The organism is Acinetobacter sp. PC34, assembly GCF_051789135.1.
Lineage (GTDB): Bacteria > Pseudomonadota > Gammaproteobacteria > Pseudomonadales > Moraxellaceae > Acinetobacter > Acinetobacter johnsonii.
Genome location: NZ_CP196664.1, coordinates 2,773,605 through 2,785,564 on the forward strand (window position 1 = coordinate 2,773,605; position 11,960 = coordinate 2,785,564).

The 11,960-nt window shown below is 43.1% G+C and carries 12 protein-coding genes; 9 read left to right on the forward strand and 3 right to left on the reverse strand.

Annotated elements, in window-relative coordinates:
* Positions 1 to 30: 30 nt before the first annotated feature.
* From ACSC9N_RS13560 to ACSC9N_RS13585, 6 genes are all read left to right on the forward strand, one after another.
* Positions 31 to 963 (forward strand): acyltransferase, encoded by a 933-nt coding sequence (locus ACSC9N_RS13560; RefSeq protein WP_010326011.1) that lies wholly within the window; start codon positions 31 to 33, stop codon positions 961 to 963.
* Positions 964 to 973: 10 nt separating this feature from the next.
* Complete coding sequence (locus tag ACSC9N_RS13565) at positions 974 to 2,023, forward strand: hypothetical protein (RefSeq protein ID WP_029574953.1); 1,050 nt, start codon at positions 974 to 976, stop codon at positions 2,021 to 2,023.
* Between the two features lie 123 nt (positions 2,024 to 2,146).
* Positions 2,147 to 2,878 (forward strand): septum site-determining protein MinC, encoded by a 732-nt coding sequence (gene minC, locus ACSC9N_RS13570; protein WP_010326009.1) that lies wholly within the window; start codon positions 2,147 to 2,149, stop codon positions 2,876 to 2,878.
* A 69-nt stretch (positions 2,879 to 2,947) separates the two neighbouring features.
* Positions 2,948 to 3,760 carry a septum site-determining protein MinD gene (gene minD, locus ACSC9N_RS13575; protein WP_010326008.1) on the forward strand — a complete coding sequence of 271 codons (813 nt, stop codon included), beginning with the start codon at positions 2,948 to 2,950 and terminating at the stop codon, positions 3,758 to 3,760.
* A gap of 2 nt (positions 3,761 to 3,762) precedes the next feature.
* Positions 3,763 to 4,035, forward strand: coding sequence for a cell division topological specificity factor MinE (minE, locus tag ACSC9N_RS13580; RefSeq protein WP_004694905.1), 273 nt, complete (start codon positions 3,763 to 3,765; stop codon positions 4,033 to 4,035).
* Positions 4,036 to 4,156: 121 nt separating this feature from the next.
* Positions 4,157 to 4,444: a PA4642 family protein gene (locus ACSC9N_RS13585; protein ID WP_004694907.1), complete on the forward strand. Its 288-nt coding sequence runs from the start codon at positions 4,157 to 4,159 to the stop codon at positions 4,442 to 4,444.
* A 56-nt stretch (positions 4,445 to 4,500) separates the two neighbouring features.
* Here ACSC9N_RS13585 and ACSC9N_RS13590 read toward each other — a convergent pair whose 3' ends face one another.
* Together ACSC9N_RS13590 and ACSC9N_RS13595 are read right to left on the reverse strand one after the other, a co-directional pair.
* The gene (locus tag ACSC9N_RS13590) at positions 4,501 to 5,406 is read right to left on the reverse strand and encodes an AEC family transporter (RefSeq protein WP_010326007.1); all 906 of its coding nucleotides are present in this window, start codon (positions 5,404 to 5,406) and stop codon (positions 4,501 to 4,503) included.
* Positions 5,407 to 5,463: 57 nt separating this feature from the next.
* Entirely contained in the window at positions 5,464 to 8,559 is a 3,096-nt protein-coding gene (locus tag ACSC9N_RS13595; protein WP_010326006.1) for a DNA translocase FtsK, read from the reverse strand.
* A 295-nt stretch (positions 8,560 to 8,854) separates the two neighbouring features.
* On the opposite strand from ACSC9N_RS13595, the gene trxB reads away from it, so the two are divergent.
* From trxB to ACSC9N_RS13610, 3 genes are all read left to right on the forward strand, one after another.
* Positions 8,855 to 9,808 (forward strand): thioredoxin-disulfide reductase, encoded by a 954-nt coding sequence (trxB, locus tag ACSC9N_RS13600; RefSeq protein WP_004694912.1) that lies wholly within the window; start codon positions 8,855 to 8,857, stop codon positions 9,806 to 9,808.
* A gap of 86 nt (positions 9,809 to 9,894) precedes the next feature.
* Positions 9,895 to 10,626, forward strand: a complete 732-nt coding sequence (aat, locus tag ACSC9N_RS13605) for a leucyl/phenylalanyl-tRNA--protein transferase (protein ID WP_130235182.1) — start codon at positions 9,895 to 9,897, stop codon at positions 10,624 to 10,626.
* A 21-nt stretch (positions 10,627 to 10,647) separates the two neighbouring features.
* Positions 10,648 to 11,463 carry an arginyltransferase gene (locus tag ACSC9N_RS13610; protein ID WP_125273874.1) on the forward strand — a complete coding sequence of 272 codons (816 nt, stop codon included), beginning with the start codon at positions 10,648 to 10,650 and terminating at the stop codon, positions 11,461 to 11,463.
* A 29-nt stretch (positions 11,464 to 11,492) separates the two neighbouring features.
* On the opposite strand, the gene rimI is transcribed toward ACSC9N_RS13610, so the two are convergent.
* Positions 11,493 to 11,951: a ribosomal protein S18-alanine N-acetyltransferase gene (rimI, locus tag ACSC9N_RS13615; protein WP_058869027.1), complete on the reverse strand. Its 459-nt coding sequence runs from the start codon at positions 11,949 to 11,951 to the stop codon at positions 11,493 to 11,495.
* Between the last annotated feature and the right edge of the window lie 9 nt (positions 11,952 to 11,960).

The window sequence follows — 11,960 nt, forward strand, 5'->3', positions numbered from 1 at the left end:
GAAACGCATTATATTTTAGGGTTTATTTTTATGTCATCACCAAACCAAAAACAACCTTTATTAAAAAAAATCACACGTGGTTTAACTGTTGGTTCAGTCATTACAGGCAGTACTTTTTTTCATGGTCCGCCAGTGCTCGCGCTAGGCCTGACCAAACTGTTTAAAAAATCAAAAAAAGTAGATGAGACCAATATTCAAATCACCAACAGTTGGCTCGCTGTGAACAATTATTTAATCGATCATGTCTTACCCAACACGAAATGGGACATTTCTGTCGACGATGATCTTGAGCTAAGTATGCAGGGCCGTTACCTCATGACTTGCAACCATCAAAGTTGGGTCGACACCACGGTTAACCAATATTTTGGTTTAACCCGTATGCCCCTTACCCGCTTCTTTACCAAGTGGGAACTTATTTTTATTCCATTTGTCGGCCAAGCCTTTAAAATTCTAGGCTTCCCGATGATGAAGCGGCATAGTAAAGAACAAATTACGAAAAACCCTGCGTTGAAAACACGCGATATGGAAGAGGCACGCAAATCTTGTGAACAACTGCTTAGCCAACCATTCACCCTGTTAAATTATTTGGAAGGCACGCGTTTTACACAAGAAAAACATGCACAGCAGCAGTCGCCTTATCAAAATTTACTTAAACCGAAAGCGGGTGGCTTGGCCTTAGCCTTAAGTATTTTAGGTAATGACATTGATGCCTTGGTAGATATGACCATTGTCTATCCCGACGGCGCACCTGGCTATAGCGAATTTTGGCTCGGGGAAGTCCCACGGATTGCGGTCAATTTACGTAAAATTGATATTCCTGCATGGGTACTCGCTGGAAACTATGAAGACGATGCAGACTTTCGAGAAAAATTCCAACAGTGGGTCGATCAACTTTGGACTGAAAAAGACCAATTGATTGAAAAAATGAAAGCCAAATACTCAACGTCCAATTTAACCCAGTAAGGGTCTATGCATGATGCAGAATAACCAAGTCAAAAAGTCTAAATATCATCAGGTTGATCCACAAAGTTTGTATTTCAAACTGTTTTTGATCTATGACATTTTTATGGTGTTTCTCATCATTTTTAACTTATTTTGTTTGTGTGCTAATTTTTTTATCATGAGCAATATCGGTGGATGGTTTTTCCATGCCATTCACCTAGAAAGTGTCTTAAGCTTCTATCGTGAGCATTTGCATCCGTGGGTCATCACCACAGAAGCTTGGTTTATTCTGTTCTTGATTACTGAATTATTGGTGCGTTGGGGCATTGCCATCGTGTATCGACACCATCGTCGCTGGTTTTTCTTTCCCTTCATTCATTGGTACGAAATTTTAGCAATTATTCCTCATTTACGTTTTTTAAGATTATTTCGTGCGGGGGTGATTGCTTTTCGCCTGCATGAGTTGGGCTATAGCGTGATTCCTGAGTCGGTACAAGCCAAGGCCAAATTTTACTACCGCGTGGTGATGGAAGAGCTCTCTGACCGCGTCGTGATTACTGTATTAGATGGGGTGAAGCACGAATTAAATACCAGTTCGACCCATAAAAAAATTATCCATGACCTCGTCGATCATCATCGGGCTTTATTTGCACAAGCATTGGCTGAAATTTTACAAGAATCTCTCGCCACTGAATTGAAACAGCGTCAGTATTTCATTGCTCAGAATGTCGGTCTGATTGTCAATCGTGCGATTGAAGATACCCCTGAACTGACCCAATTACTGCGTTTGATTCCAATTGTGGGTGGAAGAATTGAGCAACAAATTCAAAGTATCGGACAACGACTCGGTGAAAACATCACACAAGGTTTACTGGAACCAATGGTGGTGGGAAATCCTGCACAGCCCAATGCCACCTATCGCTTGATAGCTGAAAAAGTCAGTGATTTAAAAATCGATAATCAGTCTTTGGAACAGTTGGTTGAGTCTGTGGTCTATGAAAGTTTGGATGCCATTCGCAAGCAAGTTAAGGTGAAACAGTGGTTAGAAGAGCTTGAAAAAGATGATCAAGCCAAAGAATAAGCATTAAGGTAAAAATATTACAAACGCAGCTAGTGCAATCCTTCATTTTGTTCTAGGATTTGCTCTATTTACAACATCACTTCTTTAGTAAAAAATAAATCTGAGAAGTCTTAAGGAAAAATTATGGCTGATATCCGGATAACTGGCAGAATGGTCAATGCGATTCGCATTACCCTTGACACCAATGATCATGATGCAATCCGACAGCAATTAAGTAAAACATTACAAAATGCATCGACTGCTGGGGCGTTAGTTGTTCTGGAAAGTAGCGTTGAGCAAGAGTTAATTTCCTTGATTCAATTATTGCTGGATCTAGATGTACAGCCAATGGCAGTACAAGAAGGAATTTTGGCGGAACAAGCCCGTGCCATTCAATTCCCCGTGATTCCTGCGCAAGGTCATGGTATTAGTTCGCAACTTCAAGAAGTCAAAGCAACCAAAGAGCAAGTGGTTGAAGCCCCAGCTCCTGCTACGACAGTTTCTACCAATGCGCCAGTTGCGGCAGCACCTGTTATTCGTCATGCAACTTCATATCATGACGAAATTTTACGTACGGGTCAGTGCTTGGTTCAAAATCAAGGCGATATCATTATTACCGCAGGCATTAACAGCGGCTCGGAAGTGATTGCTTCAGGAAATATACATATTTATGGTAGTGCTCGTGGTAGAGTCATTGCCGGCGCGGGCGGAAACAGCGCTGCACGTATCTTCTGTCATGCTCTAGAAGCTGAATTGGTTTCAATTGCAGGGACCTATTGTGTTGCAGATGATATTCCAGCGCAGCATTTAAAACGCCCAACACATATTTACTTAAATGATCAACAAGAGCTTGTATTTGAAGCGCTTGAATTTTAATGTATAAATAAACACCAAAAGCCCCAAATGATAAATAAGGGGATTTAAACCATAACAGGAGTGGATTCGGTGGCGAAAATTGTTGTCGTAACATCAGGCAAAGGTGGCGTAGGCAAAACTACGACAAGCGCATCTTTTGCAACAGGTTTAGCCCTACGTGGTCACAAAACTGTTGTGATCGATTTTGACGTAGGTTTACGTAACCTTGATTTGATCATGGGTTGTGAACGCCGCGTTGTGTATGATTTTGTCAATGTATTAAATAACGAAGCTCGATTACAACAAGCGCTTATCCGCGATAAAGATATCGAGAATTTATATATTTTACCTGCGTCGCAAACCCGTGATAAAGATGCCTTAACTGATGAAGGCGTAGCACGTGTCATGGATGAGTTGTCACAAGAGTTTGACTACATTATTTGTGACTCACCTGCAGGTATCGAACGCGGTGCAATTTTAGCAATGTACCATGCCGATGAAGCGATTATTGTCACCAACCCTGAAATTTCATCTGTACGTGACTCTGACCGTATTATTGGTATGCTCGACAGCAAAACCAAAAAAGTTGAAATGAATGAAGGTCGTATTCGTAAACACTTGTGTATCACACGCTTCAACCCTGAACGTGCCGATAAACAAGAAATGTTAACCATTGACGACATTTCTAAAGATATTTTACGTGTGCCAACTTTGGGAGTGATTCCTGAGTGTAAGAGTGTTTTACAAGCATCTAACGAAGGTAAACCAGTGATTCTCTTTACTGAAGAAGCAGCAGGCCAAGCCTATGATGACCTTGTGGCACGTTTCTTAGGTGAAGAACGTCCTTACCGTCATATTACGGTGAAGCCTAAAGGCTGGTTAGCACGACTATTTGGAGCGTAGACATGGCAGGATTTTGGAGTAAGCTTTTTAGTAATGATGAAAAACCGTCTAGTGCTCAAACAGCAAAAGATCGTTTGAAAGTCATCGTAGCGTCTGAAAGTGGTTTAGGTAAACGTCTTAGCCAAGACAAAATCGACCAAATGAAGAAAGAAATCATGCAAGTGGTGAATCGCTATGTTCGCGGTGTAGATGAACAGCACATTCAAATGGCTGTCCGTTCTGAAGCGAATATTGAAATGCTTGAAATGAATATCAATTTGCCTGAAGAACGTTAATCTGATTTTTGATTAGTCAAGCAAATTGAATCAAGGCAGAATATGCGCAGACACAAGAAAGTATTTTCTTTGTCTCCCATATTTTGCCTTTTTTAATGATTAAACCAGCAAGGAGATTGCTATGGCATTATCTCAGCCAGCAACGTTCAATGAAGAATGGTCAGATGAGCGTGTATTTGCCTACTTAACTCAGCTTCCTCCTGAAGGTGTGAATGGCGATTTTCATGTGTTGTACCATGCATTTAAACACATGCGCCCAAGTGATTATGAGCGTCTACTCACCCAATTTAAAACGGATGGTCGCGATATTAACGCAACTAATCCAGAAGGTCAGCGCATTCATGACGTCATTGCCGCTTACCCACGTCAGGCAGCACCGTTTTTAGAAGTCTTGGCTAAATTTGCCTAACTCTTCAAAAACAGCAATTTTAAAATGCCAGCTCAGTACGGTAGAACTGGCATTTTTTATGTCTGTAAAAACCACATCCAAAGTGGAAAAGTCAAACCGAAACACAAAGTTTGCAAACTAATGATTGCCGCCATGAGTTGACTATCCCCTTGAAAATATTTGGTTAGGACATAGGCTGCTGAGGCTGTTGGGAGCGAGAAGAATACCACCACAATCATGGTTTCAAATGTTGCTAAACCAAATAAAAGACAGCCTACATAGGCTAAAATAGGTACCAAGATTAAACGCCCAAAGGTATTTAGAATTAGCGCTCGGCCAGCATATTTTAACGCATTAAACTGGAGTGCTGCGCCCACACACAAGAGCCCAAGCGGAAGGCTCATCCCTGCTACTAGCTTTAAAGATTGGCTGATGCTCTCAGGCAAATGCATACCTGAAAAATTAAAAAGAATCCCGACCAGACAGGCCAGAATCAGCGGATTTTTCGCAACCGACCACGCAATATTTTTATAAGACAGTCCCTGCCCTTGAGAAAAACCAAGTACGGACAGTACATTTACCAAAGGAATGACAAAAGCAATAATCATGGCAAAGACTTGCATCCCCGCAGCACCAAAAATCAAAGCCATACTGGTCAAACCAATATAAGTATTAAAACGAATATGACTCTGTAAATAGACGCCAAATTGCGCCACAGGCGTACCATACAGCGCTTTTAATACCCACAGCACCACACTCATCAGCAAGGTCACACTAAAGACCACAGCAAGCGCTGGCAAGACTTGCCCTACATTAAAATGAACGGTGGCTAGACTACTGAACAGCAAAACAGGAAACAAAATCCAATAATTCAGTCTTTCAGCGCCTTGCCAAAATTCTACCGTTAAAAAGCGATACCGCTTTAATACATACCCCATGGCAATGAGTACCACCAATGGAATTAATGCATCAATAATTTGCATGACTGGATGCCTAAACTGAATGATTAAGAAAAAGCCTGCAATCCGCAGGCTTTCTTTTTAAACTAAAATTTCTCGCTTACCGTTCGCACCTTGCGCACTCACGATCCCGTTTTCTTCCATTTGGTCGACAATCCGCGCGGCACGGTTATAGCCTAAACTAAACTTACGTTGTAGCGAGGACACAGAAACCTTGCGTGTTTCCAATACAAAGGATACGCACTGGTCATAAAGTGCATCACGGTTTGGATCGCCATCACCATCTTCAAAGCCACGAGAACTTGGCTCTTCATCAAATGGCGTTAAGATTTCATCAACATAGTTTGGCGAACCCCGTTCACGCCAAGCATCGCAGATGCGGTTGACTTCATCATCGGCAATAAAGGCACCATGTACACGTTCAGGTTCAATTTTACCCGGCCCTAAGAACAACATATCACCATGACCCAGTAAGTCTTCCGCCCCACCAGCATCCAAAATCGTGCGTGAGTCAATTTTCGAGTTCACACGTAAAGCCACACGTGTTGGAATGTTGGCTTTAATCAGACCCGTAATTACATCGACCGATGGACGCTGCGTTGCAAGTAACAAATGAATGCCTGCGGCACGTGACTTTTGTGCCAAACGCGTAATCATTTCTTCAGCTTTCTTACCGACCTGCATAATCATATCGGCAAACTCATCCGCCACAATCACAATCGATGGTAATGGGGTCAAACGTGGTGCACGCTCACCTGCAACCGAATCACTGGCTTTCCAAGTCGGGTCAATCAGCTCTTCACCATTGGCAATCGCTTCTTCCACTTTACGGTTATAGTCCGCCAGCTTACGAATTTTTAAGAAAGACATTAGCTTATAGCGACGTTCCATTTCATTCACACACCAGTTCAAGGCACTGACTGCATCTTTCATGTCCGTGACCACTGGTGTGAGCAAATGTGGAATATCGTTATAGTTAGCGAGCTCTAACTGTTTCGGGTCAATCAAAATTAAACGTAACTCATTCGGCGTATATTTCAACAACATCGATAAAATCATCGAGTTTACTGCCACCGACTTACCTGAACCTGTGGTGCCTGCAACCAGCATATGCGGCGCTTTACCTAAGTCAGCAATGACAGGATTACCTGAAATATCTTTGCCCATTGCCATCGAAAGAATGCTATTCGGATCGGTAAAAGCAGGAATGGTCAACAACTCGATTAAACGCACCATTTCACGTGTGCTATTCGGCACTTCAATCCCGATATACGGTTTACCCGGAATAACTTCGACCACACGTACAGATGCCATGGACATGGAACGTGCCAGATCTCGGGAAATATTGGTCACTTTAGAGGCTTTCACGCCCGGTGCTAAATCCAACTCAAAACGAGTTACTACGGGCCCTGGCTGCGCTTCGACCACTTTGGCTTTGACATTAAACTCTTGTAGTTTAATTTCAAGCAATTCAGATAAACGCGCCAACTGTTCAGCAGTGAAATTGACTTTTTTATTGAGGTCAACTTCATCCAGCAAATCCAACCCTGGCAGTGGTGATAAATCACGACGACGCTCTGCTACTTGCATGGACAAAGACATTGGACGGCCTGATGCATCAGTCAAAGGCGCATCAAAGTCAAACTCTTCTTCGTCTTGCGGTTTTCCAGCGGTGTCCTGCCATGCTTCAATAAACGCTTCTTTGGACAAAACTTCTTTGGCTACAGCCACTGTAGCACTTGTGCTCACTGTATTATGATGCTGAATGGGTGCTTGTACAAAAGCTGATGACTGCGCATAGCTACTGCTGGTCCGCACATCTGAAGCAGCAACTTTCTGCTCCGACCAATCTTCAGCAAGGAATTCGTCTAAATCATCCAATTCATCAAGCTGTGCTTTTGCAATTCCACTCGGCGCTGGTTGTAATGCAACGGGACTTGCAGCAGCACTTAAGGTTGCAACCTCGGCTACCGCAATTGGATCTTCAACCACATGTAAATGAGACACCGGTTCAGGCGTATTGAAGGGGCTGTGAACATCCGTTGCTGTTTTGCCATTGGGTACGGCAGCAAGCAGCTCGTCAAAGATTTCATCATCATCCCAATCAACATTTTTCTTCTGTGCAGGAGCATCGTCTTGGAAATAATGAGGATCAGCAATTGCCGCTGTATGATCTTGCACCACTGCTTGAAAGTGTTGTTCTGGGCTAAATGGGCGATCTTCTTCGGCAGCACGAAGTAAAGCATCAATATCATTTTTATGACGTTGATCTTCACCTGAGTTTAATGCACGCCACACTTCCCCTGTCGCCACCACGCGTTGACTGTCTTGTTCTAATTGGTGCGCTTTTTCTATAGTCCGCTCAAGCTCTACTTCATCATCCACATCCACCTGTTGTTCTTGAACACGTTGCTCTTTGGCCACCATGTCATTAAACAAATGCTCTGCTGAATAGTCGCGCTGAGGTGCTTTAACTGATGCCTCTTGCACGGCTACTGGCGCCTCGACCAATTCCGTTGCTTCAACACTCTTTTTCGGTGCCGTTGCAATCACTTCTTTTTTGACGCTTGGCGTCGTACGATCAAAGGCAGACTCGCTTTCAGGTACGTTACGGTAAAATAAATCTTGTAAATACGCAGGAGTTGCTTTGAGGGTCGCGAAAGTACGGTTCCATTTGATACCGAAAGCCAAGGTCAATAAGACCACGGTAAACACGACCAAAAATAAGGTTGCACCGTAAATGGTTAAAATCTGCGACAAACTTTGTCCCAGTTCATAACCAATAATGCCGCCAGAGGCATTGTCTAATGTGTCCGCTGGAACTTTCCAAAACAAGAACAGTAAGCTAGCGGTTGCAAGCAAAATAAAGAATTGTGCAGCATAACGAAATGGACGGTTTAAAAAACTATGCGGCCACCAGACTTGAATGGCTTCAATGAACAAAAACACAGGAATAAGTAGACTTGCCCAGCCTAAAAAACCGAACAGTAAGTCAGCAATCCACGCCCCAGCAACGCCACTGGCATTCGAGACTTGCAAGGTATCACTTGATATATGCATCCAGCCCGGATCAAATGGGGTATAGGTCACGGTAGCAAGGAACAAATAAATGCCAAACGAGACTAAAAATAATGTCATTAATAAGCGCTGTGCATAAGCACCCGACACCTCAGTCATATACTGTCCTGTAACAAATTCTTCATTAATGTTTTTGTTCGAAACCTAAAGCAAAAGTTTCACAATAAACGTCATATTATGCACCTCTTCTTTATAAAAAGATGCACTATTCTTAAATGCTTTATGTATAGCGAGCAGATGATTTTTCCACTTTTCCCCGCTCTACACCGCATATTTCTTCTATATAGCTCAAATCGATTTGATTGATCAATAATATCGACATTGAACTCACACAACTGTTATAGAGTTTCACGTATAATTCCACAAATTTCTAAATAAAAAAAGGATTCTACGTATGAGCGCTCGTCACTCACGTTTGATTATTCTCGGTTCAGGCCCTGCGGGTTACAGCGCTGCGGTATATGCTGCGCGTGCCAACTTAAAGCCTACATTGATTGCGGGTATCCAACTCGGTGGTCAGCTAACGACAACGACTGAAGTTGATAACTGGCCGGGTGACCCTGAAGGCTTAACAGGTCCTGCACTAATGGAACGTATGCAAGCGCATGCAGAACGTTTTGGTACTGAAATCATCTACGATCATATCAATGAAGTCGACCTTTCTGTACGTCCATTTGTACTCAAAGGTGACATGGATGAGTTCACTTGTGATGCACTGATTATTGCCACAGGTGCGACCGCTCAGTACTTAGGTCTTGAGTCTGAAGCTGCTTTTATGGGCCAAGGCGTAAGCGCATGTGCAACCTGTGATGGTTTCTTCTACAAAAACCAAAAAGTCATGGTTGTGGGTGGCGGTAATACTGCCGTTGAAGAAGCACTATATTTGTCTAACATTGCATCGCATGTGACTTTGGTTCACCGTCGTGATTCATTGCGTTCTGAAAAGATTCTTCAAGATCATTTATTTGAGAAAGAAAAAGAAGGCAAGATCAGCATCATTTGGAATCACCAAGTGGATGAAGTTTTAGGTGACAACACGGGTGTAACCGCCGTTCGCTTAAAATCAACTCAAGACGAATCTACACAAGATATTGATGTTCAAGGTTTGTTTGTTGCAATTGGCCACAAACCAAACAGCGCAATGTTTGATGGTCAACTGAACTTACGTGATGGCTATATCCAAGTTCAAAGCGGTACATCTGGTAATGCCACAGCTGCTTCTGTCGCTGGTGTATTCGCAGCAGGTGACATTGCTGATAGCGTTTATCGCCAAGCGATCACTTCAGCAGGTTCTGGCTGTATGGCTGCGCTAGATGCAGAAAAGTATTTGGATGCTTTAGGCGAATAATCTAAGCCTTGAAAAAGACCGCCTTCCATAGGCGGTTTTTTTATGTATGATCTTAAAGTCATTTTTTATCATGTATACACACCACTATGCAGCAGTTACCGCCTTCTGAGTATATCTTTCCCGATCCGCTTGAAGTTGACCCCGAGGGTGAAGGCTTAATTTGTATCGGTGCAGACCTCTCCCCTTCTACCCTGTTTGAAGCCTACACCCATGGTTTGTTTCCATGGTTCTCAACAGGCGAGCCCATTTGCTGGTGGTGCCCCGAGCCACGTTGCATCATACGCCCGCAGGATTATCAGCCCAGTAAAACCCTCATTCGGAGTATGAAAAAGCAGGATTATCGCATCACCATCAATCAGGCTTTTGAACGGGTGATCCGTGCCTGCTCACTACCTCGTAGCTACGCTGATGACACGTGGATCAGTGAAGACATTATAGATGGCTACTGTGCAATGTTTGATGCGGGTTATGGCTATAGCGTTGAAGTTTGGGATCAAACACGCTTGGTTGGCGGACTATACGGTATTAGCATTGGACACGGCTGTTTTGGGGAGTCCATGTTCAGCACCGAAACGGATGTCTCAAAAATGGCATTTTATACGCTGATGTTGATTGGACGTGAAAATAAGCTGCCTTGGATCGACTGCCAATTGGTCAATGATCATCTTTTAAGCCTTGGTGCTTGTACACTTTCTCGGCAAACCTACTTAAAATCGTTACAAGATGTTGTAAATCAACCCGCTATCGATTGGAAAATGTATCAGGAGGGTGTATTTTCAAGTAAAACAATAGCGCAAAATGCGCGACTGACTGAATAAAGAATAATAGAGGGATTTATCATGAATTCGTATCACCCGAAGTCCCTACTGAATGATTTACAGTATTACATCACGCCACCGCATGACTGTAGCTATCTAGAAAAAAAGTCAGCTCGGATGGTATTTCTCGATCCAGCACATCGTATTGATGTCGTCACGCTGTCTGAACTTTCTCGGGTGGGTTTTCGCCGGAGTGGCGATTTTGTCTACCGCCCAGAGTGTCATCTGTGTCGACAGTGCCTATCTAGCCGCGTACCAGTGCGCGAATTTAAAATGAACAGCAGTCAAAAAAAAGCATGGAAACGCAATCAAGATCTGACTTTAAAAATTACCCGCACTGCGGATGCCACCAAAAAACATTATGACTTATATGAGCGTTATATTTTTAAACGCCATGCCGATGGAGACATGTTCCCACCTAGCCGCGATCAGTTTGATAAATTCCTCGTACATAGCTGTACCGATAGCTTTTTCTTAGAACTGTGGAAAGAAGACCAGCTCATCTGTGTTTCGACCTGCGACCCTTTAGATGATGGTTTATCTGCGGTTTATACGTTTTTTGATCCCGATGAAAACAAACGCTCACTAGGGACTTTCGCCATTTTAAAACAAATCGAGCTCGCCAAAGCACGCGCTTTACAGTTTGTGTATTTGGGCTATTGGGTGCCGCACTCAGAAAAAATGAACTACAAATCGCAGTATTTACCGTTAGAATTGTTGATTGATGGTCAGTGGCGCAGACTCAATCATAGTCTGAGCAGCGAGGAAGTGCAGCAACTGGGAAACTCCTTAATGACCACCCTACCTTCGGGGTGGAATAACGCCATTATTAAATAATGACGTTATACAGAAGCTCGACTTTTCTCTTATTTAAATAACTCGGAAAAGTCATCACTACACGATTTCACCATAATAATGGCATGCTCACGACCACCATCTGGTTTAGGATAATAGTTTTTACGCAAATCAATTTGATGAAAACCGGACTTTTCATATAAGGCAATGGCTGCCTGATTGCTCTCACGGACTTCTAAAAACACTTGTATCGGGTTGTTTTTAAGTTGTGCCAGTGACGCATCTAACAGCTGATACCCCAACCCTTTGCCTTGCTGGCTTGGATGAATGGCCATCAACAATAAATTAGCTTCATCAAGAACGGGTTGGAGGATACAAAAGCCTACGACCTGCCCTGCCTGTTCAATCACGGTACTGTGATAAGACTGCATGGACTCTTGGAACTGTTGTAGGCTCCAAGGATGGGTTTGAACTAAATTTTCAATCTGCGCAACTTGGCTTAAGTCCGCAGCTTGCATTAAACGAATCATCTTCGTTTA